Annotated in this window: 23 protein-coding genes; 12 read left to right on the top strand and 11 right to left on the bottom strand. The window is 71.1% G+C overall.

Annotation, left to right across the window (positions count from 1 at the left end):
* Window positions 1–52: 52 nt before the first annotated feature.
* Entirely contained in the window at window positions 53–1,003 is a 951-nt protein-coding gene (locus AMK10_RS18230) for a beta-ketoacyl-ACP synthase III (protein WP_073748849.1), read from the bottom strand.
* A gap of 286 nt (window positions 1,004–1,289) precedes the next feature.
* On the opposite strand from AMK10_RS18230, the gene AMK10_RS18225 reads away from it, so the two are divergent.
* The 5 genes from AMK10_RS18225 to fdhD are packed head-to-tail and all read left to right on the top strand — an operon-like array spanning window position 1,290 to window position 7,801.
* Window positions 1,290–2,279, top strand: a complete 990-nt coding sequence (locus tag AMK10_RS18225) for a 2-dehydropantoate 2-reductase (protein WP_073748848.1) — start codon at window positions 1,290–1,292, stop codon at window positions 2,277–2,279.
* A complete protein-coding gene (locus AMK10_RS18220) occupies window positions 2,276–4,231 on the top strand; it encodes a molybdopterin oxidoreductase family protein (RefSeq protein WP_073748847.1) in 1,956 nt (651 codons plus the stop codon). The genes AMK10_RS18225 and AMK10_RS18220 overlap by 4 nt, the downstream gene beginning before the upstream one ends.
* Window positions 4,222–6,090: an NAD(P)H-dependent oxidoreductase subunit E gene (locus AMK10_RS18215; RefSeq protein WP_073748846.1), complete on the top strand. Its 1,869-nt coding sequence runs from the start codon at window positions 4,222–4,224 to the stop codon at window positions 6,088–6,090. The genes AMK10_RS18220 and AMK10_RS18215 overlap by 10 nt, the downstream gene beginning before the upstream one ends.
* A complete protein-coding gene (locus AMK10_RS18210) occupies window positions 6,087–6,947 on the top strand; it encodes a 2Fe-2S iron-sulfur cluster-binding protein (protein WP_073748845.1) in 861 nt (286 codons plus the stop codon). The genes AMK10_RS18215 and AMK10_RS18210 overlap by 4 nt, the downstream gene beginning before the upstream one ends.
* 5 nt (window positions 6,948–6,952) lie before the next feature.
* A complete protein-coding gene (fdhD, locus tag AMK10_RS18205; RefSeq protein WP_073748844.1) occupies window positions 6,953–7,801 on the top strand; it encodes a formate dehydrogenase accessory sulfurtransferase FdhD in 849 nt (282 codons plus the stop codon).
* Between the two features lie 87 nt (window positions 7,802–7,888).
* On the opposite strand, the gene AMK10_RS18200 is transcribed toward fdhD, so the two are convergent.
* Entirely contained in the window at window positions 7,889–8,920 is a 1,032-nt protein-coding gene (locus AMK10_RS18200) for a bile acid:sodium symporter family protein (protein WP_073748843.1), read from the bottom strand.
* Window positions 8,921–9,035: 115 nt separating this feature from the next.
* Between AMK10_RS18200 and AMK10_RS18195 the strand changes: the two genes are divergently transcribed.
* The 3 genes from AMK10_RS18195 (at window position 9,036) to AMK10_RS18185 (ending at window position 12,905) form a co-directional block, all read left to right on the top strand.
* Window positions 9,036–9,929 carry a LysR substrate-binding domain-containing protein gene (locus AMK10_RS18195; RefSeq protein ID WP_073748842.1) on the top strand — a complete coding sequence of 298 codons (894 nt, stop codon included), beginning with the start codon at window positions 9,036–9,038 and terminating at the stop codon, window positions 9,927–9,929.
* A 227-nt stretch (window positions 9,930–10,156) separates the two neighbouring features.
* Complete coding sequence (locus tag AMK10_RS18190; RefSeq protein ID WP_073748841.1) at window positions 10,157–11,956, top strand: AMP-dependent synthetase/ligase; 1,800 nt, start codon at window positions 10,157–10,159, stop codon at window positions 11,954–11,956.
* Window positions 11,957–12,068: 112 nt separating this feature from the next.
* On the top strand, window positions 12,069–12,905 hold the full coding sequence (locus AMK10_RS18185) for an aldo/keto reductase (RefSeq protein WP_073748840.1): 837 nt from the start codon (window positions 12,069–12,071) through the stop codon (window positions 12,903–12,905).
* A gap of 69 nt (window positions 12,906–12,974) precedes the next feature.
* Here the strand turns inward: AMK10_RS18185 and AMK10_RS18180 are convergent, their stop codons facing one another.
* From AMK10_RS18180 to AMK10_RS18165, 4 genes are read right to left on the bottom strand one after another with little or no spacing between them, the layout of a single operon-like run.
* Window positions 12,975–13,685, bottom strand: coding sequence for a class II aldolase/adducin family protein (locus tag AMK10_RS18180; protein WP_073748839.1), 711 nt, complete (start codon window positions 13,683–13,685; stop codon window positions 12,975–12,977).
* Window positions 13,682–14,734 (bottom strand): ABC transporter substrate-binding protein, encoded by a 1,053-nt coding sequence (locus AMK10_RS18175; protein WP_073748838.1) that lies wholly within the window; start codon window positions 14,732–14,734, stop codon window positions 13,682–13,684. The genes AMK10_RS18180 and AMK10_RS18175 overlap by 4 nt, the downstream gene beginning before the upstream one ends.
* Window positions 14,731–15,936 carry an LLM class flavin-dependent oxidoreductase gene (locus tag AMK10_RS18170; protein ID WP_073748837.1) on the bottom strand — a complete coding sequence of 402 codons (1,206 nt, stop codon included), beginning with the start codon at window positions 15,934–15,936 and terminating at the stop codon, window positions 14,731–14,733. Before AMK10_RS18170 ends, AMK10_RS18175 begins: the two co-directional genes overlap by 4 nt.
* Window positions 15,933–17,507 (bottom strand): GMC family oxidoreductase, encoded by a 1,575-nt coding sequence (locus AMK10_RS18165; RefSeq protein WP_073748836.1) that lies wholly within the window; start codon window positions 17,505–17,507, stop codon window positions 15,933–15,935. Before AMK10_RS18165 ends, AMK10_RS18170 begins: the two co-directional genes overlap by 4 nt.
* A gap of 150 nt (window positions 17,508–17,657) precedes the next feature.
* On the opposite strand from AMK10_RS18165, the gene AMK10_RS18160 reads away from it, so the two are divergent.
* The 4 genes from AMK10_RS18160 to rfbB all read left to right on the top strand — a co-directional run bounded on the left by AMK10_RS18160 (window position 17,658) and on the right by rfbB (window position 21,376).
* Entirely contained in the window at window positions 17,658–18,467 is an 810-nt protein-coding gene (locus AMK10_RS18160; RefSeq protein WP_073748835.1) for an IclR family transcriptional regulator, read from the top strand.
* Between the two features lie 135 nt (window positions 18,468–18,602).
* The gene (locus AMK10_RS18155; protein ID WP_073748834.1) at window positions 18,603–19,160 is read left to right on the top strand and encodes an NADPH-dependent FMN reductase; all 558 of its coding nucleotides are present in this window, start codon (window positions 18,603–18,605) and stop codon (window positions 19,158–19,160) included.
* A 159-nt stretch (window positions 19,161–19,319) separates the two neighbouring features.
* A complete protein-coding gene (locus AMK10_RS18150; protein WP_073748833.1) occupies window positions 19,320–20,387 on the top strand; it encodes a glucose-1-phosphate thymidylyltransferase in 1,068 nt (355 codons plus the stop codon).
* Window positions 20,384–21,376, top strand: a complete 993-nt coding sequence (gene rfbB / locus AMK10_RS18145; protein WP_073748832.1) for a dTDP-glucose 4,6-dehydratase — start codon at window positions 20,384–20,386, stop codon at window positions 21,374–21,376. Before AMK10_RS18150 ends, rfbB begins: the two co-directional genes overlap by 4 nt.
* Window positions 21,377–21,457: 81 nt before the next feature.
* On the opposite strand, the gene AMK10_RS18140 is transcribed toward rfbB, so the two are convergent.
* From AMK10_RS18140 to AMK10_RS18120, 5 genes are read right to left on the bottom strand one after another with little or no spacing between them, the layout of a single operon-like run.
* Window positions 21,458–22,426, bottom strand: a complete 969-nt coding sequence (locus AMK10_RS18140; RefSeq protein ID WP_073748831.1) for an ABC transporter permease — start codon at window positions 22,424–22,426, stop codon at window positions 21,458–21,460.
* Between the two features lie 4 nt (window positions 22,427–22,430).
* The gene (locus AMK10_RS18135; RefSeq protein ID WP_073748830.1) at window positions 22,431–23,462 is read right to left on the bottom strand and encodes an LLM class flavin-dependent oxidoreductase; all 1,032 of its coding nucleotides are present in this window, start codon (window positions 23,460–23,462) and stop codon (window positions 22,431–22,433) included.
* The gene (locus AMK10_RS18130; RefSeq protein WP_073748829.1) at window positions 23,459–24,643 is read right to left on the bottom strand and encodes a macrolide family glycosyltransferase; all 1,185 of its coding nucleotides are present in this window, start codon (window positions 24,641–24,643) and stop codon (window positions 23,459–23,461) included. The genes AMK10_RS18135 and AMK10_RS18130 overlap by 4 nt, the downstream gene beginning before the upstream one ends.
* A gap of 16 nt (window positions 24,644–24,659) precedes the next feature.
* Window positions 24,660–25,055: a PPOX class F420-dependent oxidoreductase gene (locus AMK10_RS18125; RefSeq protein ID WP_073748828.1), complete on the bottom strand. Its 396-nt coding sequence runs from the start codon at window positions 25,053–25,055 to the stop codon at window positions 24,660–24,662.
* Window positions 25,056–25,087: 32 nt separating this feature from the next.
* The gene (locus AMK10_RS18120; protein WP_073748827.1) at window positions 25,088–26,701 is read right to left on the bottom strand and encodes an ABC transporter substrate-binding protein; all 1,614 of its coding nucleotides are present in this window, start codon (window positions 26,699–26,701) and stop codon (window positions 25,088–25,090) included.
* Window positions 26,702–26,709: the final 8 nt, after the last annotated feature.

Below are 26,709 nucleotides of genomic sequence, written 5' to 3'. Positions count from 1 at the left end.
GGCAATTGCTTATCGTCTACAGTCTACCGAGCACAATGCCACGACGGGGGCCTCAGGGGCAGCGGATCACCTGACCCGCGTACGAAAGGTTTCCGCCGAAGCCGAAGAGCAGGACCGGCGCACCGCTCTCGACCTCCCCGCGCTCGACCAGCTTGGACAGGGCCATCGGGATCGAAGCGGCCGACGTGTTGCCGGAGTCCACCACGTCCCGGGCGATGACGGCGTTGACCGCGCCGATCTTCCGGGCGACGGGTTCGATGATCCGCAGGTTGGCCTGGTGCAGCACCACGGCAGCGAGATCCTCGGGCGTGACCCCCGCCCGCTCGCAGACCCTCCGGGCGATCGGCGGCAGCTGCGTGGTGGCCCAGCGGTAGACCGACTGCCCCTCCTGCGCGAAGCGCGGGGGCGTGCCCTCGATCCGTACGGCGTTGCCCATCTCGGGCACCGATCCCCACAGGACGGGGCCGATCCCGGGCGCCTCGCCACCCGCGGGGTCGGCGACGACGACGGCCGCGCCCGCCCCGTCGCCCATCAGGACGCACGAGGAGCGGTCGGTCCAGTCGACGATGTCGCCCATCTTGTCGGCGCCGATGACGAGGGCCCGGGTGGCGGCGCCGGCCCGGATCGCGTGGTCGGCGGTCGCGAGCGCGTGGGTGAAGCCGGAGCAGACGACGTTGATGTCCATCACGGCGGGCGAGCCCAGCCCCAGCCGCGCGGCGACGCGGGCGGACATGCTCGGCGAGCGGTCGATCGCCGTGGAGGTGGCGACGAGGACCATGTCGATGTCGGCGGGCTGCAGCCCGGCCGTCGCCAGGGCCTTGGCGGCGGCGTGCGCCGCCAGTTCGTCCACCGGCTCGTCCGGGCCGCCCACGTGACGGGTCTTGATGCCGACCCGGCTGGTGATCCACTCGTCGCTCGTGTCGACCATGGCCGCCAGGTCGTCGTTGGTGAGGACCTTGGCGGGCTGATAGTGGCCGAGCGCCACGACACGTGAGCCGGTCATGTACGGGTTCCCCTCGCTACGTTTGGCAGGAACAATCCAGTCTTGGTTGCTACCGATCGGTACAGGGGCACGTAACCCCACAGGAATACGGGCCCGAGGTTGGAGCGTCTCGAACAGCTCCCCGGGAACTCACGCGGACACTCCGACGTCCCCCGGAAAAGTGGCCGGGGACAAGACGGCCAGGCACCCACTGTCATGAGTATTGACCCTCCACGAAGGCATACTGTAGACAATATTCTGTCGACTTGACACCCTCGCTCGGTCCTCTCACCGAACGGAGAGCCCCGTGAAAGTCGCAGTTGTCGGCGCCGGAGCCATCGGCGCCTATGTCGGGGCCGCGCTCCACCGCGCAGGCGCCGAGGTCCATCTCATCGCCCGGGGTCCGCACCTGGCGGCCATGCGCCGCGACGGTGTGCGCGTCATCAGCCCGCGCGGTGACTTCACCGCACGGCCCGCCGCCACCGACGATCCGTCGGACGTCGGGCCCGTCGACTATGTCTTCCTCGGCCTCAAGGCGAACTCGTACGCACGATCAGGACCGCTGGTACACCCGCTGATGCACGAGGACACCGCCGTGATCGCCGCTCAGAACGGCATCCCCTGGTGGTACTTCCACGGACTGGCGGGCCCCTACACCGGGCGCAGACTCGACAGCGTCGACCCCGCGGGCTCGGTGAGCGCCACCCTGCCGCCCGAACGCGCCATCGGGTGCGTGGTCTACGCCGCCACCGAGATCGAGGCGCCCGGTGTCGTACGCCATCTCGAAGGCACCCGGTTCTCCATCGGCGAGCCGGACCGCACGGTCTCCACACGCTGTCTGGACTTCAGTGAGGCCATGGTCGCCGGCGGGCTCAAGTGCCCCGTGGAGTCCGATCTGCGCAACGACATCTGGATCAAACTGCTCGGCAACATCTCCTTCAACCCGATCAGCGCGCTGGCCCGGGCCACCATGGGCCAGATCTGCCGCCATCCGGACACCCGCGCACTCGTGGAGTCGATGATGCGCGAAACCCTCGATGTGGCGGCTGCCGTCGGCTGCCGCCCCGAGATCTCCGTGGAGCGGCGCATCGCGGGCGCGGAGCGCGTCGGCGACCACAAGACATCCACCCTCCAGGACCTGGAGAAGGGCAAACCCCTCGAACTCGACGTGCTGCTCGCGGCCGTCGTCGAGCTGGCCGAACTGGCCGGAACGCCCGTACCGACGCTGCGCGCCGTGCACGCGCTCGCGGATCTCCTCGCCACCACCTCCTCGGCCCCAGCAGGGAGCGCACCATGACCAGCGACCGCACAGGCGGCCGGAACCGCAAGGGCCGGCAGCCGAAGACGTACGAACGCCTCACCCACCCCCTCGTCCGCTCCGAGGACGGCGTGCTGCGCCGTGCGACCTGGGACGAGGCCCTGACCCGGGCCGCCGCCGGATTCCGGCGGACCCGCGAGGCATTCGGACCCGATGCCTTCGCGATGCTCTCCTGCGCCAGGGCCACCAACGAGATGAACTACGTGGCGCAGAAGTTCACCCGGGTCGTGATGGGCACCAACAACGTCGACTCCTGCAACCGCACCTGCCACGCGCCGAGCGTCGCCGGGCTCTCGGCCGCCTTCGGCTCCGGCGGCGGCACCTCCTCGTACGCGGAGGTGGAGCACACCGACCTGATCGTGATGTGGGGCTCCAACGCCCGTTTCGCGCACCCGATCTTCTTCCAGCACGTACTGAAGGGCATCCGCAACGGCGCCCGGATGCACGCCGTCGACCCGCGCCGCACCTCGACCGCCGAGTGGGCGGAGAGCTGGCTCGGCCTCAACGTCGGCACGGACATCCCGCTCGCCCACGCGATCGGCCGCGAGATCATCCACGCCGGGCTGGTCAACCATGCCTTCGTGGACCGCGCGACCAGTGGGTACGAGGAGTACGCGGCGCTCGTCGAACCCTGGACCCTCACCGCCGCCGAGAAGGTGACCGGGGTCCCCGCCGAGGCGATCCGGGACCTCGCCCACGCCTACGCGACGGCCGAACGCGCCCAGCTCTGCTGGACCCTGGGCATCACCGAGCACCACAACGGCACCGACAACGTCCGCGCGCTGATCAACCTCTGCCTGCTCACCGGTCACGTCGGACGGTACGGCTCCGGGGTCCAGCCACTGCGCGGCCAGAACAACGTGCAGGGCGGCGGCGACATGGGCGCCATCCCCAACAGGCTGCCCGGCTTCCAGGACATCCTCGATTTGCCCGTCCGGCAGAAGTTCGAGCGGTCCTGGGACACCGTCATCCAGCCGAGGTACGGAAAGACGCTCACCGAGATGTTCGAGGCCATGGAGACGGGCGAGCTGCGCGCGGTGTACTGCATCGGGGAGAACCCGGCCCAGTCGGAGGCGGACAGCGACCAGGCCGTGCGCCGGCTGAAGTCCCTCGACCACCTCGTCGTCCAGGACATCTTCCTGACGAGGACCGCCGAACTCGCCGATGTCGTCCTGCCCGCCACGGCCGCCTGGGCGGAGACGGACGGCACGACGACCAACAGCGAACGGAGGGTCCAGCGGGTGCGCGCCGCGCTCGTCCCGCCCGGTGAGGCCCGCGAGGACATCGACATCATCTGCGCGATGGCCGGACGGCTGGGCCACGAATGGAAGTTCGACGACGCCGAGGCCGTGTGGAACGAGCTGCGCTCCCTGTCTCCCGACCACTTCGGAATGACGTACGAGCGGCTCGCCGAGCACCAGGGGCTCCAATGGCCCTGCCCCGACACGGAGAAGCTGCCCTCCAGCTTCCTGCACGCCCGGCTCTGGGAGACCGACCCCGCGCTCAGGGGCCGCGCGGCCCCGTTCGGCCTGGTTCAGCACGACCCGCCGGTCGATCTCACCGACGAGACCTATCCGCTGCGGCTGACGACGGGGCGACGGCTGGACTCGTACAACACCGGTGTGCAGAGCGGAAGTTACGCATCCCCGCTGCGCCGGGGCGAGTACATCGAACTCTGCCCGGAGGACGCGGAGTCCTACGGCGTCGCCGTGGGCGAGGAGGTGCGGGTGTCGTCCAGGCGCGGCAGTGTCACCGCGCCGGTCTGGATCGATCCGGGACTGCGGCCGGGGCTCGCCTTCATGACGATGCACTTCCCGGACGAGGTCGACACCAACCAGCTGACCATCGAGGCGAACTGCCCGATCGCGGGCACCGCCGAGTTCAAGGCCTCCGCCGTACGGATAGAGAAGCTGGTGCCCGCATGGACCTGAGGTACACCGACGCCGCCCCCTCCGAGGCCGAACGGGACGCGGTGGATGCCCTGTTGGGCCCGCCGCCGTCCGGCTGGGAGGGTGCCGACGAGCGCACGGACGAGGATCTGCGCTGGGCGAGGGGCGGTGCCTCGGCGGCCAAGGACCGCCGCGACCAGCTGCTGCCCGCGCTGCACGCGGTGAACGACCGGGTGGGCTGGATCAGCGAGGGCGCGCTCGGCTACATCTGCCGGCGACTGACGGTGGCCCCGGCGGAGGCATACGGCGTCGCGACCTTCTACGCCATGTTCTCGGTGCGGCCCCGCCCCGCGAAGGTCCTGCACGTCTGTACGGACCTGGCGTGCGCGGCGCGCGGCTCGGCGTCGGTGTGCGCGGACCTCACCGAGCGCCTCGGCCCGCCCGGCACCCCCGCCGAGGGCGCGGTCTGGCAGGAGAGCCCCTGCCTCGGCCTCTGCGAACGAGCCCCGGCAGCAATCCTGTTGAGGTCCGGACCGGAACCCGGTCAGCCCTCGGAGGAGGCGCCGCGCACCGCGGCGGTCGTCGCCCCCGCCACCGCCCCGGACCTCGTCGCGGCGGCCCGTACGCCCGAGGCCGCCCCGCCGGAACCCCCCGCCCCGGCGGCGGTCCCCCAGGCGGGCGACCCCTCCCTCGTGCTCCTGCGGCGCATCGGCACCGTCGATCCCGCCTCGCTGGACGACTACCGCTCCACCGGTGGCTACACCGCTCTGCGCCGCGCGTTCGCGCTGGGCCCCGCGGGCGTGATCCGCGAGGTGCTGGACGCCGGGCTCGTCGGGCGGGGCGGCGCGGCCTTCCCCACCGGACGCAAGTGGCAGGCCACCGCGCAGCAGGCGGACGGCCCGCACTACCTGGTCTGCAACGCTGACGAGAGCGAGCCGGGCACCTTCAAGGACCGGGTGCTGATGGAGGGCGACCCTTACGCCCTGGTCGAGGCGATGACGATCGCCGGGTACGCGATCGGAGCCCACCAGGGTTACGTCTATCTGCGCGGGGAGTACCCCCGGGCGTACGAACGGCTCGCCCACGCCCTGAGGAGCGCCCGCACCCGGGGGCTGCTCGGCCCCGACGTGCTCGGGCAGGGCTACGCCTTCGACATCGAGATCCGGCGCGGTGCCGGCGCCTACATCTGCGGCGAGGAGACCGCGATCTTCAACTCGATCGAGGGGCAGCGCGGGGAGCCGCGCTCCAAGCCGCCCTTCCCCGTGGAGAAGGGGCTCTTCGGCAAACCGACCGCCGTCAACAACGTCGAGACGCTGGTGAACGTGCTGCCGATCCTGGAGCAGGGCGCCGCCGCCTACGCCGCGACCGGCACGGAGACCTCCACCGGGACGAAACTGTTCTGCGTCTCCGGGCAGGTGGACCGCCCCGGCGTCTACGAACTGCCCTTCGGGGCAACCCTGCGCGAGCTCCTCGAACTGGCGGGCTCGCCCGAGCGGTTGCGGGCCGTGCTCCTCGGGGGCGCGGCGGGCGGCTTCGTACGCCCCGACGAGCTGGACGTCCCGCTCACCTTCGAGGGCACCCGCGCCGCGGGGACGACGCTCGGTTCGGGTGTGGTGCTGGTCCTGGACGACTCGGTGGAGCTCCCCCGGGTGCTGCTGCGGATCGCCGAGTTCTTCCGCGACGAGTCGTGCGGCCAGTGCGTGCCCTGCCGGGTGGGCACGGTCCGCCAGGAGGAGGCGCTGCACCGGATCGTCGACCGTACGGGAGCCGGGGCCGCCGAGGACATCGCGCTCATGAGGGAGGTGGGCCGGGCCATGCGGGACGCCTCGATCTGCGGTCTGGGCCAGACCGCGTGGAATGCCGTGGAGTCCGCCATCGACCGTCTGGGGGTCTACAAGTGACCGCTGTGCCGCTTCAGCCGCCGCGCCGTCTCGTCTCGTTCACGCTGGACGGCGCCGAGACCCGGGTCCCCGAGGGCTCGACGATCCTGGACGCCTGCCGGTCGGCGGGCAAGGACATTCCGACCCTGTGCCAGGGGGACACGCTGACCCCGAAGAACGCCTGCCGGGTGTGCGTGGTCGAGGTGGAGGGCTCCCGCACGCTCGCCCCCGCCTGCTCCCGGCGCGCCGAGCCGGGCATGACGGTCCGCACCGACACCGAGCGGGCCCGGCACAGCCGGAAGGTGGTCCTGGAGCTGCTGGCCTCGTCCACGGACCTGTCGACGACCCCGCGCGCCGCCGAGTGGATCAAGGAGTACGACGCGAAGCCCGGACGCTTCGGCGCGGAGGCCGCCAGGGTCAACGAACAGCCGAAGATCGACAACGACCTCTACGTACGCGACTACGACAAGTGCATCCTCTGCTACAAGTGCGTGGACGCCTGCGGAGAGCAGTGGCAGAACACCTTCGCGATCGCGGTCTCGGGGCGCGGTTTCGACGCCCGGATCTCCACCGAGCACGATGCCGCGCTCCCCGACTCGGCCTGTGTCTTCTGCGGGAACTGCATCGAGGTGTGCCCGACCGGTGCGCTTTCGTTCAGCACAGAGTTCGGCATGCGGGAGGCGGGGACGTGGGACGAGCCCGCGCAGACGCGGACCACGACCGTCTGCGCCTACTGCGGCGTGGGCTGCAACGTGACGCTCCACGTGCAGGACAACGAGATCGTCAAGGTCACCTCGCCGCACGACAACCCGGTGACCCATGGCAACCTCTGTATCAAGGGCCGTTTCGGCTTCCAACACGTACAGAATCGGGTTTAACGGCTATGGGACGGGTCACCGAGCGTCGCCGCACCATCCGCATCCGGGACGGGGCGGTCACGACCCGTCCCGACACCCTCGTCGCCGAGGAACCTCTCGAGATCCGGCTGAACGGCAGGCCGCTCGCCATCACGATGCGGACCCCGGGCGACGACTTCGCGCTGGCGGCGGGCTTCCTGGTGAGCGAGGGCGTGATCGGTGAGGGCTCCGAGGTGCAGTCGATCGTCTACTGCGCCGGGGCGACGGCGGACGGCGTGAACACGTACAACGTGGTGGACGTGAAGCTCGCGCCGGGCGTCGTGGTCCCCGACATCACGCTGGAGCGCAACGTCTACACCACCTCGTCCTGCGGGCTGTGCGGCAAGGCCAGCCTCGACGCCGTGCGCACCACCACCCGCCATCCCGTCGCCGACACTCCCCCGGTCCGGGTGACACCCGCGCTGCTCGCCGCTCTCCCCGACCGGCTGCGCGACGCGCAGCGGGTGTTCGACCGGACCGGGGGCCTGCACGCCGCGGCGCTGTTCTCGACGGAGGGCGAGCTGCTGGACATCCGGGAGGACGTCGGCCGGCACAACGCGGTCGACAAGCTCGTGGGGCGCGCCCTGACGGACGACCGCCTGCCGCTCTCGCAGGTGATCCTGCTGGTGTCCGGGCGGGCTTCCTTCGAGTTGGCGCAGAAGGCGGTGATGGCGGGGATACCGGTGCTCGCGGCGGTGTCGGCGCCGTCGTCGCTGGCCGTGGACCTCGCGGCCGAGAGCGGACTGACCCTCGTCGGGTTCCTGCGGGGACAGTCCATGAACGTGTACGCGGGTGACCACCGCATCGCCCTCGAGGCGGCGGTGGGCCAGGGCTGAGGCGGCCCCGCCCGCTGCACGGGGCAGGGGTCCGGCCGGCGGGGAGCGCCCCCTGCGCCGGCCGGGCCCTCTCCGGCTCCGGCCGGGTCAGCTCACCGGCACCGGTCGCTGCGCCGCGGTCTCCTCCTCCGGGAGCGGATCGCGCGAGCGGCGCTTGGCGATCACCGCGCAGACCATCAGCTGCATCTGGTGGAAGAGCATCAGGGGCAGCACCGCGAGGCTCGCGTGCGCCCCGAAGAGGACGCTGGCCATGGGCAGCCCTGCCGCCAGGCTCTTCTTCGACCCGGCGAACTGGATGGCGATGCGGTCCGCGCGCCCGAAGCCGAGCCGCTTCGCCCCGAACCAGCTGAGCGAGAGCATCAGGGCCAGGAGTACGGCCTCGGCGCCGAGCAGCGCGCCGAGCCTGGCCGGGGTGACCTGGTGCCAGATCCCCGCCACCATTCCCTCGCTGAAGGCCGTGTAGACGACGAGCAGGATCGAGCCGCGGTCGACGTAGCCGAGCACCTTGCGGTGGCGGCCGATGAAGCCCCCGACCCAGCGGCGCAGCAGCTGTCCCGCGAGGAACGGCACCAGCAGCTGGAGGACGATCTTCACGAGGGAGTCTGCCGAGAACCCTCCCGCGCTGCCGCCGAGCAGTACGGCGGCGAGCAGCGGGGTGAACACGATCCCGGCGATGCTTGAGAAGGAGCCCGCGCAGATGGCCGCCGGCACGTTGCCGCGGGCCATCGAGGTGAAGGCGATCGAGGACTGGATCGTCGAGGGCACCAGGCACAGGAAGAGGAAGCCGTCCTGGAGCTGCGGGGTCAGCACGTACGGCACCAGCCCGTGGCTGGCGAGTCCGAGCAGCGGGAACGCCACGAAGGTGCAGGCCAGGACGGTGAGGTGGAGCCGCCAGTGCTTCAGCCCGTCGAGCGCCTCGGCGGTCGAGAGCCGCGCCCCGTAGAGGAAGAAGAGCAGCGCCACCGCGCCGGTCGACGCGCCGCCCGCCACCTCGGCGCCGGTCCCGGACACGGGCAGCAGCGCGGCGAGCACCACCGTGCCGATCAGCGCGAGGATGTACGGGTCGACCGGCAGCCAGGACGGCAGCGAGGGGATTCGGCGGCTGGTGCGGCGACTCATGTGCTCCGTGCTCTCTCGGTGGAATCGTGCCCTCCCCATCGTGCTCCTGATCATCGCGATCGGGAATCCGGTACACCGCACTGACTGTCATCACGATTCGCGATAACCTCGCGCCATGTACGACCCCGTCCAGCTCCGCACCTTCCTGGCCGTCGCCCAGACCCTGAGCTTCACCCAGGCGGCGCGCAGGCTCGGCGTACGGCAGTCCACGGTCAGCCAGCACGTCCGCCGGCTGGAGTCCGAGGCGGGCCGGCAGCTGTTCAGCCGCGACACGCACCGGGTGGACCTCACGGAGGACGGCGAGGCCATGCTCGGCTTCGCCAGGACGATCCTCCAGGCCAACGAGCGGGCGGCGGCGTTCTTCACCGGCACCCGGCTGCGCGGCCGGCTGCGCTTCGGGGCGTCCGAGGACTTCGTCCTGACGCGCCTGCCGGAGATCCTGGAGTCCTTCCGGCGCGAGCACCCCGATGTCGAGCTGGAGCTCTCGGTGGAGCTGTCGGGCGCGCTGCACCGGCAGCTCGCGGCGGGCCGGCTCGATCTGGTGCTGGCCAAGCGCCGCACCGGGGACACCCACGGCGAGCTGGTCTGGCAGGACACGCTGACCTGGATCGGCGCCCCGCAGCTGCGGATCGACCCCGAGCGTCCGCTGCCGCTGATCGTCTACCCGCCGCCGGGCCTCACCCGGGCCCGCGCCCTGGACGTGCTGGAGGAGCACGGCAGGTCCTGGCGGTTCGCGTGCACGAGCGGGAGCCTGAGCGCGCTGGTCGCGGCGGCCCGCGCGGGCCTGGGCGTGATGGCCCACGCCCGGGGGCTCATCCCGCCGGGGCTCGTCCCGGTGCCGCCCAGGGCCGGGCTGCCCGAGCTCGGAGATGTGGATTTCGTGCTGCTGCACGGCCGCCGCAGGGACACGGCGCAGGAGGCGGCGGACGCCCTCGCGGCGGCGATCCTGGCGGGCGGGGACCGGCTCCACCGCGGCCCGGTGGTGTCCACGCATCCCGATCCGGGGTAAGCGCCGCGTACAGATTCGGTGGAGATTCCCGCCCGAGCTACTTACTCCGCGGTCAGAAGTGCGCCCGAGCCTTGCCCATCTGGCCCGATTTCTGCGGTTGGCCTGGCCGGATGCCGCATTTTCGCGGGTGTCCGGAGCCTCCCGCGGGCTCGTCCGGTGAGGTAGCGTCGCGGCGCCGTGCGGAGCGCCACAAGGAGCAGCAATTGCGCGAGTTCACCGTCCCACCCATGGCCGCTGCCCCACAAGTCGGCGGTCTTGCCGATACCGTCTTCGACTTCGCGGAGGAGGACCCCCGTCGCACGGCCCTCGGCCGCAAGGACGAGCAGGGCCAGTGGCACGACGTGTCGGCGGCCGCCTTCCGCGACGAGGTGCTCGCGCTCGCGAAGGGGCTGATCGCGCACGGCATCCGCTTCGGCGACCGCGTCGCCCTGATGTCCCGTACGCGCTACGAGTGGACCCTCTTCGACTTCGCGCTCTGGACGGTCGGCGCCCAGTCCGTGCCGATCTATCCGACGTCGTCGGCCGAGCAGGTCCTGTGGATGCTCCACGACGCCGAGGTCGCGGCGGTCATGGTCGAGCACGAGGACCACGCCATGACGATCGGTTCGGTGATCGACCGGCTGCCGAACCTGCACCGGCTGTGGCAGCTGGACGCCGACGCGGTGTCCGAGCTCGTCGCCGCCGGGACCCTGGTCGACGACGAGGTCGTCCACCGGCACCGCCGCGCGGTGACCCCCGACTCGGTGGCGACCGTGATCTACACCTCCGGCACGACGGGCCGCCCCAAGGGCTGTGTGATCACCCACGCCAACTTCATGTTCGAGGCGGACACGATGGTGAGCCGCTGGCACCCCGTGTTCCTGTCGAAGCCCGGCGAGGAGGCGGCGACGCTGCTCTTCCTGCCGCTCGCGCACGTCTTCGGCCGGATGGTGGAGATCGCGGCGCTGCGCGGCCGGGTGAAGCTGGGGCACCAGCCGGAGCTGTCGGCGAAGGCACTGATGCCGGACCTGGTGACCTTCCGGCCGACCTTCATCCTGGCGGTGCCGTACATCTTCGAGAAGGTCTTCAACGGCGCGCGCCGCAAGGCGGAGTCGGAGGGGCGCGTCGGCGCGTTCGACAAGGCCGTCGAGATCGCGGTGAAGTACGCGGAGGCCCTGGAGGAGCGCGCCTTCGGCACCGGCCCCGGGCCGTCCGCCGGGCTGCGGATGCAGCACCAGTTCTTCGACAAGGTCGTCTACCGCAAGGTCCGCGAGGCGATGGGCGGCCGGGTGCGGCACGCCATGTCGGGCGGCTCCGGCATGGACCGGCAGCTCGGCCTGTTCTTCGCGGGTGCGGGTGTCACGGTCTACGAGGGCTACGGACTCACCGAGACGACGGCGGCCGCCACGGCCAATCCGCCGGAGCGCACCCGCTACGGCACGGTCGGCCAGCCGATCCCCGGCTCCTCGGTGCACATCGCCAGGGACGGGGAGGTCTGGGTGCACGGCGCCAACGTGTTCTCCGGATACCTGGGCGACCCCAAGGCGACGGACTCCGTGCTCCACGACGGCTGGCTGGCCACCGGCGACCTGGGCGCCCTCGACGAGGACGGCTATCTGACCATCACCGGGCGCAAGAAGGAGATCCTGGTGACGTCCGGCGGCAAGAGCGTGGCGCCGTCGGGGCTGGAGGAGCGGGTGCGCGCGCATCCGCTGGTCGCGCAGTGCATCGTCGTCGGCAACGACCGGCCCTACATCGCGGCGCTGGTCACCGTGGACCACGAGTCGGTGGAGCACTGGCTCGCCATGCAGGGTCGTACGCCGATGCGCCCGGGAGAGCTGGTGCGCGACCCGGATCTGGAGATGGAGGTGCGCCGGGCGGTGGTGGCCGCGAACACGGCGGTGTCCCAGGCGGAGTCCATCCGTACGTTCCGCATCCTGGCGCACCAGTTCACGGAGGAGCACGGGCTGCTGACCCCGTCGCTCAAGCTGAAGCGGAAGGCGATCGAGACGGCGTACGCGGCCGAGGTCGACGCCCTCTACCGGTGAGCCCGGCGGGGTCGTCGTCCGGTTCACCGGATCGTGGCAGGTGGGAATGTCTGGGCGCCGCTGATCGTTGTCCCTGGGACGTATCAATCGACAACGTAAGGATCGACTGCTCGTGAGCCAGGTCCCCACCATCAAGCTCAACAACGGCCTCGAGATGCCGCAGCTCGGCTTCGGTGTCTGGCAGGTGCCGGACGAGGAGGCCACGGCGGCCGTGTCCACGGCCCTTGAGTCCGGGTACCGCAGCATCGACACCGCCGCGATCTACGGGAACGAGTCGGGCACCGGCAAGGCGATCGCCGCCTCCGGTGTGGCCCGTGACGAGCTGTTCGTGACCACCAAGCTGTGGAACAGCGAGCAGGGGTTCGACTCGACGCTGCGCGCGTTCGACGCCTCGCTGGACAAGCTGGGTCTGGACTACGTCGACCTCTACCTCATCCACTGGCCGGTGCCGGTCAAGGACGCCTACGTCGACACGTACAAGGCCTTCGAGCGGATTCTCGCCGACGGCCGCGCGAAGGCCATCGGTGTGTCCAACTTCCACGCGGAGCACCTGGAGCGCCTGCTGGGAGAGACCTCCGTGGTCCCGGCGGTCAACCAGATCGAGCTGCACCCGCAGCTCCAGCAGGCCGAGCTCCGTGCCCTGCACGCCGAGCACGGCATCGCCACCGAGGCCTGGTCGCCGCTGGGCTCGGGCAAGGGCCTCCTGGAGGTCCCGACGGTCGTCGCCGTCGCCCGCAAGCACGGCCGGACCCCGGCCCAGGCGGTGCTGCGCTGGCACCTCCAGACCGGAAACGTGGTGATCCCGAAGTCCGTGACACCGTCCCGGATCGCGGAGAACATCGACGTCTTCGGCTTCGAGCTGGACGCCGACGACCTCGCCGCGTTCGCGGCCCTCGACGAGGGCAAGCGCCTCGGCCCCGACCCGGCCGAGTTCAACCTCGGCGCCTGATCGCTTCGGGCACCACCGGCGCCCCCACCGCCTGTTCGCGGTGGGGGCGCCGTCGTGTGTCCGCCTCCGTCAGTCCTCCAGGTCGAGTTCGGCGATGCGGGCACGGGCCCGGGGGCTGTCGGCACGCCCCATGGCCCCCCACTGCTGCTCCAGCACGCCGGGGCCGAAGTTCTTCGATCCGCCCAGCGGCTCGGCGAGCGTCTGGGCGCGGGCTCCCTCCTCGATCAGCAGGATCGTGCGCGCCAGATCGATCAGTCCCCCGCGGCCCCAGATGGTCGCACCGCCGTTGGCCTCGAGGATCCCGGGTACCTCGGGGTCCGCGTCCAGGACCCGCACGATGAAGGCGTCCTCGGCCTCCCGGCGGTCGAGGTAGACCGGGATCTCCTCGGCGAGCGTGTCGCGCTGCACCGGCACGTAGCGCAGGGGCAGGGGGCGGTGCGTCTGGGCCCAGGCGGCGAGGTGCGGGGTGTGCACGTGGGAGATCGCGTTGAGCCAGGGGTGGGCGGCGAAGACGGCGGCGTAACGCAGCCCGTCGCCCCAGGGGCGCAGCGCGTCGGGCCCGTCGAGGATGGAGGTCAGCACCACCTCGGGCGAGGTGCCGGGGCGCAGCGGGTCGGGGTGCTTGACCGCGGCGACCAGCTGATCGCCCGGCGCCCGGACCACGAAGCTCAGCGTCGCGCTCGCGGTGATGGTTCCGGTCTCGCGCAGGACCCGGAAGGCGGTCGTGGCATCGTCGAGCAGCGTCGCGGAGAACGAGTCGACGTCGGTGGCGGCGCTCATCGGGCAGCCACCAGTTCGTGCGCCCGCGCGAGGGGTTCGTGCGCCACCCATCTGTCGAGGGCGAAGCCGTTCGCGGCGAAGTCGTGGGACACGAGGAACTCCTTCTGTTGCTCCAGCAGGGTGAGCCGGTCGTCGGAGAGATCGGGATGGAGACGGCGGTGGAAGTCACCGCGATGGGCGGCGGCGACGCTCTCCGGTGCGCCGCCGGTCTCGTCGTGCAGCACGCGGAGAAGCTCGTCGCGGTGGCCGGCCGCCCAGTCGGCGGCACGCAGGGTCTCGGCAAGGAAGCGCGCCACGAGCCCGGGGTGTTCGTCCAGGGTCCTCTCGTGGACGGTGATCGGCCTGGGCGTGCCGTTGTTGACCCGGAAGGCGGGGTCGTCGTGGTCGTCGAGGTCGATGCCGATCACCGCCCCGGCCGCCGCCGCGTGGTCGAGCGCGGCGGAGCCCTTGGCGTAGACGGCGTCGACCTCCCCGCGCGCGAGGGCGTCGATGCCCGTCCACGGGCGGACCAGCGGGCCGTTGACGGTCCACCCCGGCTGGGTGTCCCGTGCGTCGGGCACCTCGGTGAACCGGACGGCGTCGAGGCCGAGCCCGGCGAGGGCGAGGGCACCCCGGAAGCCCTGGAGCGCCATGGCTCGCATGATGCCGTCGCCCGGAGGCGGGCCGTGCACCGGAAGGGCGGCGCGTCGCCCCGCGAGGGCCTCCGGGGTGTCCAGGCCCTCCCCGGGCCGTACCAGGATGACCTGCCGTTCGTCGATCCAGGTCAGCCCGATGAGCCGGGTGGGCGCGCCCTTCGCCCGGGCGAGGACGGCGGGAACGCTGCCCCCTTCCCGGAAGAGGCCCGGCAGTTCGTGGTCGAGATGGTGCCGTGCCGACTCCGGGTCGCCGTCCTGGAGGAGGGCGACCCGGATTCCGTCGGGCGCGAACGCGGCGTCGAGCAGACCGAGACGGTGGGCCAGACCGCTCGCCGTGGGTACGGGGCACCTGGTGAGCCGGATCGTGTCGATGGTCCCCGTGCCCGTCCCCGGGGGCCTGCCGGGAGCCGTCATCGCAGACCGGCGGGCGCCGGGGGGGAGGGGAAGTGGGCGAGCAGATCGTCGTAGCCGTCGTGTGCGAACGGCTCGGCCTCGAACTCGTGGTCGACGTCCAGGAGCGGCAGCACGTCCCGTCCGAACCGGAGCGCCTCGGAGGCGAGCGGCCAGCCGGAGAGGATGAACGCCTCGGCGCCGTGCGCCGCGTACGCGTCGAGCCGCGCCGCCACCTGGGCCGGGGTGCCGACGAGCCAGGTGCCCGCTCCGGGGCCGAAGAAGTCGAAGCCGAAGTTGCTCGGGCCGAGCCAGGTGTTGGGGGCGACGACGAGGTCCTCGACCTCGGGAAGCCGCCCGGCGCGCAGCGCGTCCACACAGCGCCGCACCCGGGGGTCGTCGGTCTCCACCTCCTTCTCCAGCCAGCCGGCACCGAGCTTGTAGGAGACGAGTTCCACCGCCTTGGCGTGCGAGGTCTGTTCCAGGAGCCACCGGGCGTACGCCCATGCCTCCTCCTCCGTGTCGCGGACGACGACCTGGAGCCTGGTGCCGTAGCCCAGCGTGCGGCCGTGCCCCGCGGCGATCTCGGCGACCTGCTGGAACTTGGCGCCCAGCCGGTCGGGCAGGTCCGCGAAGCTGAGGTAGAAGTCCACGGTCTTCGCGGCGTGTTCGACGCCGGCCGGGGACGCCCCCGCGCCCCAGAGCGGGATGCGCTCCTGGACCGCCTCGGGGAAGAAGGTGAGCGGGATGTCGAACGTGCGGGGGGCGAGCCGGATGTGCTTGCCCTCGTAGCCCTCGGAGCTGCTGCGCCAGCGCCGCGAGAACGCCTCCCAGTACTCGGCGCTGTAGGCGTACCGCTCGTCGTGGGGCAGGAACATCCCGTACTCCGGGAGCCAGGAGTCGTGGCCGTTGACGACGTTGAAGTGCAGCCGGCCGCCGCTGAAGTTGTCGAGGGCCAGGGCGATGTCGACGAGTTTGGCGGGTGAGACGAGGCCCGGATAGAGCGCCACCAGGAAGCGCATCCGCCGGGTGAGCGGTGTCAGCGCCGACGCGAGGGCGAGCGGTTCGTGCGGGCCGGTGGGCAGCAGGGCACCGTAGATCCCGACCCGGTCGACCACTTCGGCGATGGCCCGCAGCCGGGGCAGGTCGTTGCGCCAGACGCCGTGCTCCTCCCAGGGCACGGGGCCGTCGGCGGACTGGAGGTACCAGAGGATCTTCACGGTCATGGCTGCGGCTCCTTGGCCTCGTGTGCGCCTGTGTCTGTGGTGGTGTGCGTGTCGTTCGTGAGCACGAGCCCGGCCGCACGCTCGGCGACGACCGCCGTGGGCGCCATGCTGTGGCCGCGGTTCAGGAGCGGGATCGCCGAGGCGTCGACGACCCGGAGGCCGGCGATCCCCCGGACCCGCAGATCGGCGTCGAGCACCGCGCCGGGGTCCCCGGGCGGCCCGAAGCGGGCGGTCCCGGCCGGGTGGAACATGCCGCTCGCGGTGCGCCGCACGAAGGTGTCCACCTCGTCGTCGGTCGCGCCGTCGCGGAAACCGAGGTCGGCGGGGTCGGCGGCGTACGGGGCGAGTGCCCGGGTGCGCAGGAGCCGTTGGGCGAGCCGGGAGCCGGCCCTGAGCACCGCGAGGTCCTCGCCCGACGGGTCGCCGAGATAGCCGGGGTCGACGAGCGGGGGCACCAGGGGGTCGGCGCCGGCGAGCCGTACGGTCCCCCGGCTGCGGGGCTGGAGTGCGATCACGCCGAGCGTCACACCGGCTCTCCGGCCGCCCGCCGCCGGGGCGAGCACGATCTCGATGTCCGGGTCCTCCGCCCCGGGACCGCTGCGCGCCAGCACGACCGCTCCGGCGCTCGCGCCGCCGGTCCCCGCACCGCCCGCGGGCCGGAAGTCCGCCGCGGCCCGGAAGGAGCCCCCGACGCAGATGTGGTCCTGGAGGTTGCGGCCCACGCCCGGCAGCGCGGCCACCACCGGGATTCCCAGGCTCGCGAGGTGGTCCTCGGGTCCGATGCCCGAGAGCAGCAGCAGGTGCGGTGTCCGTACGGCGCCGGCGGCGAGGAGCACTTCGCGGCGGGCGGCGGCCGTGGCGGGAGGGCCGCCGTCGCGGCGGTAGGTGACACCGCGGGCCCGGCCGTCGGCGAGCTCGACGCGGGTGGCCTGCGCGCCGGTTAGGATGCGCAGGTTCCGCCGTCTGCGGGCCGGTCCGAGGAACGCGTCCGCGAAGGTGACGCGCCGGCCGTCCCTCGCCGTCAGCCGCAGCGTGTCCACGCCCTCCGGCCGGGCGGACAGGTGATCGCCGCCTACGAGGCCGAGTTCCTCGGCGGCGGCGAACACGGCCCGCTTCAGAGGGTGTTCGCCACTCGCCCGTACGGGCAGCGGCCCCCGGCCCCCGCCCTCGTGCCTGCGGAAGGCGTCCAGCGCCGCGGCCCAGTCCCATCCGGGCCCGTAGGCCGCCCAGGCGTCGTAGTCCGCGGCGCCGCCCCTGAGCCAGAGCGACGCGTTGACGGCGGACGATCCACCGACGGCCCGCCCGGCGTGCCAGCCCACGGCCCGCCCGCCGAGCCCGGACTGCGGCTCGGTGGTGTGGGCCCAGTCGGCGTCCGTGCCGAGGAGTTCGGCGGAGCGCTCCGGGTCCCGGGTCTGCGGGGTGTCGTCGAGCTCCTGCCCCGCCTCCAGCAGCAGCACGGTGGTCCGCGGATCGTCGGACAGCCTCGCGGCAACGATCGAACCCGCGACTCCGGCGCCAACTACCACGTAATCGTAGGCGTGTTGATCGTCCGAACCTTCGGCGGATGTCATGACTGCAGGCTGAGCCAGCTCCGGAGAGCTTGTCAAATAGTGAAGGCACATTTCACATTGCGGCAACCTTCGCCATGATGGAATCGGGAGCGCAGAACCGCCGACTCCCGTCCCTGGCAACCGGGGACGGCCGAAGGGACAGGACTTCGCATGGCACGCCAGGACGCACCGGACCCCCGGCAGACCCGCCCGGCGGGCGCCCAGACGGTGGAGCGGGCCTTCGAGGTGCTCCAGTGCCTGAAGACCGCTCCGGGCCCCGTCGGCGTGTCCGACATCGCCCGCAGCCTCGATCTGAACGTCAGCAGCGTCTACCGGATGGTCCGGGCGATGGAGCGCGCCGGATTCCTCGAACAGGACGCCACCACCCGCAGGTACCGCCTGGGCAGCGCGATAGCCGGGCTCAACCGCGTGCTGTTCCACCAGAGGCGGTTCGACCTCGCGCGGCCCGAGTTGTGCAGGCTCGCCGGCGAGACGTCCGGGTCGGCGGTCCTGGCCCTGCGCGACGGGAACGAGACCTTGGTGGTCAGCGACCTGTCCGCCGACGGTGCGGAGCCGGACGATCCGGGGGCTCCGGTCGCCAACTCCGTCCCCCTGCACGCCTCCGCGTTCGGCAAGACCCTCCTGGCCTGGCCGGCGGGACAGGAGGCGGACCTCGAATCGCTCGCCCCGTTCGAGCGGTTCACCGACCGCACGATCACCACGACCGAGGCGCTGCGGGCCGAACTGGAAGCCACCCGGCAGCGCGGCTACGCGCTCTCGGACCGGGAGCTCTACCCGCTGCAGCTGACCGTGGCCGTACCGATCCTCCATCAGGACGGGGGCAGTTACCTCGCCCTCGGCGTCGGCACCACCTGGACGCGTGGCGCCGCCGCAAGGACGGCGTCGGTCGCGCGACTGGTGCAGGAGAGTGCCCATCGCCTCCGCCCCCTGCTGGTCCCCGGCCATCCCGAACGGTGGTGAGGGGGTGCGCCGTTGGCGTTCACAGACGCCGGATCACTTCGATCCCGTGAACAGATCCCGAAGTGAGTTGACGTATCACCTCGGGCCCCACACCCTTGAGTTGATACATCAACTCACTGGATGAGGGAAGCAGCCATGCCCAGAATTGCCGTGATCGTAGGAAGCGTCCGCCCGGGTCGCGTCACCCGCGAGGTGGCCGAGTGGGTGCACACCGTCGCGTCCAAGCGTCTGGAGGCCGACTACGAGCTGGTCGACCTCTCCGACTTCGACCTGCCGGCTTACGACGAGGCGCTTCCGCCGCAGTACGGGAAGTACGAGAACGCGCACACCAAGCGCTGGGCCGCGAAGATCGGCGAGTTCGACGGCTTCGTCTTCGTCACGCCCGAGTACAACCACAGTGCGCCCGCCGCGCTGAAGAACGCGCTGGACTACATCTACGGAGAGTGGAACAACAAGGCCGCCGGCTTCGTGAGCATCGGTGCCGCGGGCGGCGTGCGCGCCGTGGAGCACCTGCGCCAGATCGCGTCGGAGCTGCAGATCGCCACCGTGCAGGCGCAGCTTCCGCTTCCGGTCTCGGTCGACTTCCCGAGCTACCCCTCGTTCTCCCCTTCGGAGACCCGTGAGGACGAGCTCGGCCGGGTTCTCGACCAGCTGGAGACCTGGGCGACCGCACTGAAGGCCGTACGCGGATAACGGCGGACCGCCTGTATTCCGCCGTCGCGGAATGACCGTCCCCTCTCGCGCCAGTCGCGGGAGGGGACTCGTTCGTATGCTTGCCCGGCGCCATTCTTAGGGGTTCCGGAAAGGATGCTCAGGGGAGGCGCCCGAGTCCTGCCGGTGAAGCATGGGACCATGAAATCATTGGTACTCGCCGGTGGTTCCGGCACCCGACTGCGTCCGATCACCCATACATCGGCGAAACAGCTCGTCCCGGTCGCCAACAAGCCCGTTCTCTTCTACGGACTCGAAGCCATCGCGGAAACGGGAATCACCGAGGTCGGCATCATCGTGGGTGAGACCGCCGACGAGATCGAGCGGGCGGTCGGGGACGGTTCCCGCTTCGGACTGGACGTCACGTACATCAGGCAGGAAGCCCCGCTGGGCCTCGCCCACGCCGTTCTCATCGCGCAGGAATTCCTCGGCGACGACGATTTCCTGATGTATCTGGGCGACAACTTCATCATCGGCGGGATCTCGGATCTCGTGGACCAGTTCCGCGAGGACCGTCCCGACGCCCAGGTGCTCCTCACCCGGGTCCCCGATCCCTCCGCCTTCGGTGTGGCCGAGCTCGACGCGTCGGGGAAGGTGGTGAAGCTGGAGGAGAAGCCCCGGCAGCCCCGGAGCGATCTGGCGCTCGTCGGCGTGTACCTCTTCACTCCGGTGATCCACCGTGCCGTCCGGGCCGTGAAGCCCTCGTGGCGCGGCGAGCTGGAGATCACCGACGCCATCCAGTGGCTGATCGACGAGCAGCTGCGCGTCCGGTCCACGACGATCACGGGCTACTGGAAGGACACCGGCAACGTCGCGGACATGCTGGAGGCCAACCGCACCGTGCTGGAGACCCTGGTGCCCGGCAACGAAGGCCTGACGGACGAGGCGACACAGATCATCGGGCGGGTGCGGATCGAGGCCGGGGCCGTGGTGCGCGGGTCCCGGATCGTCGGCCCCGCCGTGATCGGCGCGGGTACCGTCGTGGTCGACTCCTACCTCGGCCCCTTCACCTCCGTGTCCGAGAACTGCCATATCGAGGACAGCGAGATCGAGTTCTCGATCATCCTGGCCGATTCCTCGATCAGGGGTGTCCACCGTGTCGAGGCGTCCCTGGTGGGCCGGTCGGTCGAGGTGACTCCGGCCCCGAGAGTCCGCGCCGCCCACCGGCTGGTGCTCGGCGACTACAGCAAGGTGCAGATCTCCTCATGACGACCAGAATCCTTGTGACGGGCGGCGCCGGCTTCATCGGCTCCCACCATGTGCGCACCCTCCTCGGCCCCGACGGGCCCCCCGGCGTCGAGGTCACCGTGCTCGACGCGCTCACGTACGCGGGAAACCTCGCCAATCTGGCACCGGTCCGCGCCCACCCGGGCTTCCGCTTCGTCCGGGGGGACATCAGGGACGGCGCACTCGTGGACCCGCTGGTCGCGGAGCACGACGAGGTGGTCCACTTCGCGGCCGAGTCCCATGTGGACCGGTCCATAGAGTCCGCGGGCGAGTTCGTCGCCACGAACGTCCTGGGGACCCAGACACTCCTGGACGCGGCGCTCCGGGGCGGGCTGAAGACCTTCGTCCACATCTCGACCGACGAGGTGTACGGATCACTGGCCGAGGGCTCGTGGCCGGAGGACGACCCGCTCCGGCCGAACTCTCCCTACGCGGCGTCCAAGGCGTCCGCCGAGCTCCTCGTGATGGCCTTCCACCGCACGCACGGGCTCGATGTCCGGGTGACCAGGTGCTCCAACAACTACGGCCACCACCACTATCCCGAGAAGCTCATCCCGCTCTTCATCACCAACCTCCTCGACGGGAAGCGGGTGCCGCTCTACGGGGACGGGCTCCACGTCCGGGACTGGCTGCACATCGACGACCACGTGCGCGGTATCGAGCTGGTGCGCACCCTGGGCAGGCCGGGCGGGATCTACAACATCGGCGGCGGCACGGAGCTCACCAACAAGGATCTGACCGGCCGGCTGCTCGCCGCCTGCGGGGCCGGCTGGGACCAGGTGGAGCATGTGGAGGACCGCAAGGGGCACGACCGGCGCTACTCGGTGGACTGGACGAGGATCCGGGACGAGCTGGGGTACGCACCCGAGGTGGCCTTCGACGAGGCGCTGGCCCGGACCGTCGCCTGGTACCGCGCGAACCGTGGCTGGTGGGAGCCGCTGAAGGCACGGGCGACGGCCGGGAGCCGCTGAGAGCGGGAGTCTCCGAGCCAAGAAACCGCCGAGGCCCGCCGCGGGCCCCCGCCGCAGGTGGACGGGGGCCGGCCGCGGGCCTCAGCCGGGGGCTCCGGCGACGACCGGTGCCCGGGACCGCCGGTCCTCCCTCGTGATGCGCGGGTCGACCACCGGGTACAGCAGGTCGACCAGGAGGTTCACCACGGCGAAGACGGTGGCCCCGAGCAGCACCAGCGCCTGGACCAGCGGGAGGTCCTGGCCGCTGACGGCCTGGGTGGTGAGCCGGCCGAGCCCGTCGCGGGAGAACACGGTCTCGACGACCACCGATCCGGAGAGCATCCCGCCCACGAGCAGCCCGACCATCGTCAGCGTGGGCAGCACCGCGTTGCGCAGGGCGTGCCCCACATGGACGGCGGTCCGGCTCAGGCCCTTCGCCCGAGCCGTGTCGACATAGCCGGCCCGCAGTTCCGACTCCAGGCTCTTGCCCAGCAGCTGGGCGACGAGCGCTCCGGCGGGGAGCGCAAGCGTGACGGCGGGCAGGACGATGCTCCCGATCCCCTCGTTGCCGATCGCGGGGAAGACGTGCCACCGGAACGAGAACTGCTGCAGAAGCAGGAGTCCCACCCAGTACGACGGCAGGGAGACGCCGAGCGGCGGCAGGCTCATGAGCGTCTGCCGCAGCCACCTCCACCCGGTCAGGGACGCCCCCACCGCGAGTACGGTGCCCAGCAGGACGCCGAGCCCCAGACCGGCGGCGGTGATCTGCGCGGTCTGGGGCAGGGCCTGCCCGATGAGGTGGGAGACCTCCTCCCGGCTCTGGATGGACTGGCCGAGGTCACCCCGCAGGATGGCGCCGAGCCGGGTGACGTACTGCTCGGCGACGGGGCGGTCGAAGCCGAGGTCGGCGCGCATCGCGTCGAGCTGTTCCGGGGTGAGGCTGGAGTTGGGGCCGGCCATGACCGCCACCGGATCGCTGGGCAGGGCGAACAGCACCGCGAAGGAGATGGTGTACGCGGCCCAGATCACGAAGCCCGCCTGTCCGGCCCGTGCCAGCAGATAGCGCGCCATCGCTTCAGCTGCTCCCGTCCAGTGGGCGGCTCGGGAGCTCGCGGCGGAGCACCGGGGCGATCTTGTCGAAGAAGAGCTCCAGGGTGGCGTCGTAGTCGGCGCGGTCGAGCACCTCGCCGTCGACGTGCACATGGAGGAGCTCGTGGCCGAACTGCTGGTGCTGGCCGAGGATCTTCTCGATGATCTGCTGTGGGCTGCCGACGAGGACCGAGCTGTGCTCGATCCACTCCTCCACCGTGTCGTACGTGATGGACGCGCCGTCGAAGGCGCGGTTGACGGCGAGGCGCGCCTCGAAGACCGGCCGGTATTTCGCGACGGCCTCCTGCGACGTGCGCGCGCCGAAGTATCCGGCGGTGCCGGCGCCGACCAGGGCCCGGCGGGGGTCGTGCCCGTGTGCCTCGAAGCGTTCCCGGTAGTGGTGGATCAGCTTGGCGTAGCGCTCGATCGGGCCGCTGCCGTTGGACGAGAAGAGCGGGTCCCCGTGGAGTGCGGCGAAGTCGGCCGAGCCGGTGCTGCTGCCGCTGCCGTGCCAGATGCGGATGTTCTTCTGGTACGGGCGCGGGAGCGGTTCGGCGTGGTCCAGGGAGCGGCCGAGCCGGCCCTTCCAGGTGACGTCGTCCTCGTTCCACAGGCGCCTGAAGAGTTCGTAGTTCTCCTGGAGCAGGTCCCACTGGTTCTCGCGGGTGACGCCGAAGAGCTTGCTGGAGCGCGGGTAGGCGCCCTTGGCGACGATGAGGTCGAGGCGTCCGCCGGAGAGGTTGTCGAGCGTGGAGTAGTCCTCGAACGCCCTCAGCGGGTCCAGCATGCCCAGGGTCGTCACCGCGGTGAAGAGCCGGATGGTGGAGGTCTTCGCGGCGATGTGGCTGAGGAGGACGGGCGGTGCGGACGACACGGCGGGCCGGTCGTGGCGTTCCCCGATCCCGTAGGCGTCGAACCCCCATTCCTCGGCGAGCAGGGCGTAGTCGACGAGCTCCTTCAGCTGGAGCGCGTCGGGCTTGTTCTGGTCGGGCAGATGGGGAAGGAGAAGGAATTTCATGGCTTTTCCCGCTTGAGGTAGTTCTCGATCTCGTCGGCCGCACGCGCGGGTCCGCCCGACTCGTGCGTGTGCTTGCGCAGTTCCTCCACGCGCCGGGCCACGTCCTCGTCGCGCGAGACGGCGAGCACCGCCTCGCGCAGGTCCGCGGCCTTGAGGTTCTCGGGCCCGACGACGGTGCCGATTCCCAGTTGCGTGACCCGTTCGGCGTAGGGCAGCACGTCCACGCCCTGGGGCACGACCACGACCGGGGTGCCGGTGTGGAGGGCCTCGGAGAGGCTTCCCGTGCCGCCGTGGGTGACGAAGGCCGCCGCGTGTTCGAGCACCTTCACGTGGCGCACCCAGCGGTGGACCTCGACGTTGGGCGGCAGCGGGGCGAGCTGCTCGGGGTCCAGTCCGTTGCCCACGGAGATCACCGCGTGCAGGGGCTGGTCCCGGAAGGCCTCGACCGCCGTACGGAAGAAGCCGAGGTGCTGGTTGTTGACGGTGCCGAGCGAGACGAGGACGGTCGGCAGCCCGTCGGCGGGGGGCTGCCAGTCGTCGAGGAAGCCCCGGTCGCCCAGGCTGGGGCCGATGAACACGAAGCGCTCGTCGAAGGTCTCGTGCGCGGGCTGGAACTGCTTCGGCACGAAGACGACGGTGAGTTCGTCGGGCTCCCGCTTCGTCCAGAGGAACTCGCCGATCCGGTCGGCGATGCCGTACTCGGCGAGAAGGGCGGTGATCTCCTCCACCGGATCGGTCAGGGCGAAGTCGGGGGCGAGGGCGAAGATCCTGCCGAAGTACGAGTAGTGCTCGTTGGAGACGACGCTCGGTGCCAGATGCACCGCGGGCAGCCCCCACACCGCGCGCAGCACGCGCCCCGCCTGGAAGGCCGCTTCGTCGTAGGCGATGAGGTCGGGGCGCTCGTCTCCGTAGTGCGCCTCGACGGCCTTCAGGATGGCGACGTTCTCGCGGAAGAAGGCCTCGGTCGGGGTGATGGAGCTGTCGCCGGCGAGGCTCTCCAGAGGCTTCACCGAATCGTAGACCAGCACCTCCGCTCCGGCGGCGCGCACCTTGTCGGCGAACTCCTCGATCGTCACATAGGTGATGTGGTGTCCGCGCCGGGCCAGTTCGGCGACGAGGGCGAGCTTCGGGAAGAGGTGGCCGTTGGACGGGATGTCGATGATCAGCGCTCGGGTGGTCATGGTGTCCTCCTTGGCTTCAGGTCCGGGGAAAGGCGATGACCTTCTCGGGTACGACACGGACGACGAGGCGCGCCTTGTCGTCCGGCGGCGCGTGGGTCTCGCCCAGGTAGGCGCGGGCCAGGTCGTCGGACAGCTCCTGCACGCCGTCGTCGGAGAGGTGCGCGACGCCGCGTACCTCGGCGGACTCGTACGGGTTGGACGCGTCGAAGACCGAGACGCTGATACGGGGATCGCGCCGCAGGTTGCGGGCCCTGAGGCCCGCCGCGGGGGCCACGAACAGCAGTGCGTCGCCGTCCCGCTTGACCCACACCACCGAGGACTGCGGGCTTCCGTCCGCGTTCACCGTGGAGATGACCGGGAAGTTGCGGCCGTCGAACAGCGCACGGGTCCGTGCGTCGAGTGTCACCGGCATGGCGGTGTCGTCTCCTTCTCGGGACAGGGGGTTCAGGACAGCCAGACGGCGGTCAGCTGGTTCAGGCCGGCGCCCGCGCCGAGCGTCAGCCCGTGCACCTGCTTGGCTGTGGCCACCACCGTGGTCTGCTCGAACACCGGGAGGTACACGACCTGTTCGACGATGCGCCGCTGGGCGTCGGCGAGGACCTTGTTGCGGGCGGCGGGGTCACCGAGCGCGACCTGCTCCTGGAGCAGCGGCTCCAGCGTGCTGTCGTCGATCCGGTAGTAGTTCGGCGGGGCGCCCGAGAACGAGGTGCGCAGGACGTCGCCGTCCGCCTGGGTGCCGTTGGTCCAGAAGAAGTCGTACTTCTCCTTCTTGAGCCCGTCGAGGATCTGGAGGCCCGTCTGCTGGAGCAGTTCCAGGTCGACACCGGTCTTGGCCAGCTGTGCCTTGATCAGCTCCAGGGTCTTCTGGCTGGCGGTGTAGCCGGGGAACCATCCGACGACGAGGGAGAGCTTCTTGCCGTTCTTCGTGCGCACTCCGTCACCGCTGCGCGTCCAGCCGGCCGCGTCGAGCAGTTCGCCCGCCGCCTTGGGGTCGTGCTTCACCACGGACGCGAGGTCGGTGTAGCCGGGGGTGGTGGACGCGAGGACGCTGGTGGCCGGCAGGAAGTCGGGGGTCAGCACGGCGTCGCGCACCTCGGTGCGGTCGACCGAGAGGGCGATGGCCTGCCGGACCCGCACGTCGTCGAGCGGCTTGCGTGCCGAGATGGGCACGAGCCCCCAGACCAGGCCGGGGTTGGGGCGGGTGACGAGTTCGAGGCCGCTGTCGCGTACGGACTCGATGTCGCCCGGGGGCACGTCACTGACCGCCTGGACCTGACCGGACTCCAGGCTGCCGGTCCGGACGCTCGCCTCGGGGACCACCTTGAAGACGACCTTGTCGAGATAGGCGCCGCCCTTGTGCTTCACGCCCGCGGGGGACCAGTCGTACCCCTTGCGCTTGGACAGGGTCACCTGCGCGGGTGCGAAGGCGTCCAGCACGAAGGGCCCCGAGCCGATCACCTTGTCGACGCGCTTGTCCCAGGGGAGCGCGAGGGTGGCCGGTGCGACGATGGACAGCCCGGTCTGGGAAGCGGCGACCAGGAAGGGCGCGTTGGGGGTGTTGAAGGACACCGTCACGGTCGAGGGGTCCACGACCTCCGCGCCCTTGAAGGCGGCGAGGACGGGGGCGATCGACGGGTTCACCTTCGCCTTGTTGCTGACCAGGTCGTCGAAGTTGGCCTTGACGACCTCGGCGGTCAGCGGGGTGCCGTCGGAGAAGGTGACGCCCTCGCGCAGGTGGAACGTGAAGGCCGTGGCGTCCTTGCTGACGTCCCACGACTCGGCGAGCCACGGCACGATCTTCCCGGTCTCCGGGTCCTGGCCCACCAGCGAGTCGAAGAGCTGACGGTTGACGTACACGGCACCGGTGTCGGTGAACGCGCGGGGGTTGGCGCTCTGCGGGGCCTGTGAAAGGGCGAGCGTGAGCGTCCCGCCCTTCCTGGGTGTGCCGTTCGCGGCGTCACCCTGCTCCTCGTCCGCTCCGCCGCAGGCGGTGAGCAGCACGGCGAGGCTCGTGGTCACCACGAGCGCGGAGCGGAGTCTTCGTACGTGGAAGCGCATGACGGGGT

Origin of the sequence: Streptomyces sp. CB02058 (assembly GCF_001905505.1) — a bacterium.
Lineage (GTDB): Bacteria > Actinomycetota > Actinomycetes > Streptomycetales > Streptomycetaceae > Streptomyces.
Note: the sequence above shows the minus strand (reverse complement) of the source record. Positions and strands in the feature narration are given on the sequence as shown.

What these genes read in the sequence shown, in the direction of transcription:
- AMK10_RS18230 (WP_073748849.1), bottom strand. Translation starts at nt 1,003, where the DNA reads ATGACCGGCTCACGTGTCGTGGCGCTCGGCCACTATCAGCCCGCCAAG.
- AMK10_RS18220 (WP_073748847.1), top strand. Translation starts at nt 2,276, where the DNA reads ATGACCAGCGACCGCACAGGCGGCCGGAACCGCAAGGGCCGGCAGCCG.
- AMK10_RS18215 (WP_073748846.1), top strand. Translation starts at nt 4,222, where the DNA reads ATGGACCTGAGGTACACCGACGCCGCCCCCTCCGAGGCCGAACGGGAC.
- fdhD (WP_073748844.1), top strand. Translation starts at nt 6,953, where the DNA reads ATGGGACGGGTCACCGAGCGTCGCCGCACCATCCGCATCCGGGACGGG.
- AMK10_RS18200 (WP_073748843.1), bottom strand. Translation starts at nt 8,920, where the DNA reads ATGAGTCGCCGCACCAGCCGCCGAATCCCCTCGCTGCCGTCCTGGCTG.
- AMK10_RS18195 (WP_073748842.1), top strand. Translation starts at nt 9,036, where the DNA reads ATGTACGACCCCGTCCAGCTCCGCACCTTCCTGGCCGTCGCCCAGACC.
- AMK10_RS18190 (WP_073748841.1), top strand. Translation starts at nt 10,157, where the DNA reads ATGGCCGCTGCCCCACAAGTCGGCGGTCTTGCCGATACCGTCTTCGAC.
- AMK10_RS18180 (WP_073748839.1), bottom strand. Translation starts at nt 13,685, where the DNA reads ATGAGCGCCGCCACCGACGTCGACTCGTTCTCCGCGACGCTGCTCGAC.
- AMK10_RS18175 (WP_073748838.1), bottom strand. Translation starts at nt 14,734, where the DNA reads ATGACGGCTCCCGGCAGGCCCCCGGGGACGGGCACGGGGACCATCGAC.
- AMK10_RS18170 (WP_073748837.1), bottom strand. Translation starts at nt 15,936, where the DNA reads ATGACCGTGAAGATCCTCTGGTACCTCCAGTCCGCCGACGGCCCCGTG.
- AMK10_RS18165 (WP_073748836.1), bottom strand. Translation starts at nt 17,507, where the DNA reads ATGACATCCGCCGAAGGTTCGGACGATCAACACGCCTACGATTACGTG.
- AMK10_RS18160 (WP_073748835.1), top strand. Translation starts at nt 17,658, where the DNA reads ATGGCACGCCAGGACGCACCGGACCCCCGGCAGACCCGCCCGGCGGGC.
- AMK10_RS18155 (WP_073748834.1), top strand. Translation starts at nt 18,603, where the DNA reads ATGCCCAGAATTGCCGTGATCGTAGGAAGCGTCCGCCCGGGTCGCGTC.
- AMK10_RS18150 (WP_073748833.1), top strand. Translation starts at nt 19,320, where the DNA reads ATGAAATCATTGGTACTCGCCGGTGGTTCCGGCACCCGACTGCGTCCG.
- rfbB (WP_073748832.1), top strand. Translation starts at nt 20,384, where the DNA reads ATGACGACCAGAATCCTTGTGACGGGCGGCGCCGGCTTCATCGGCTCC.
- AMK10_RS18140 (WP_073748831.1), bottom strand. Translation starts at nt 22,426, where the DNA reads ATGGCGCGCTATCTGCTGGCACGGGCCGGACAGGCGGGCTTCGTGATC.
- AMK10_RS18135 (WP_073748830.1), bottom strand. Translation starts at nt 23,462, where the DNA reads ATGAAATTCCTTCTCCTTCCCCATCTGCCCGACCAGAACAAGCCCGAC.
- AMK10_RS18130 (WP_073748829.1), bottom strand. Translation starts at nt 24,643, where the DNA reads ATGACCACCCGAGCGCTGATCATCGACATCCCGTCCAACGGCCACCTC.
- AMK10_RS18125 (WP_073748828.1), bottom strand. Translation starts at nt 25,055, where the DNA reads ATGCCGGTGACACTCGACGCACGGACCCGTGCGCTGTTCGACGGCCGC.
- AMK10_RS18120 (WP_073748827.1), bottom strand. Translation starts at nt 26,701, where the DNA reads ATGCGCTTCCACGTACGAAGACTCCGCTCCGCGCTCGTGGTGACCACG.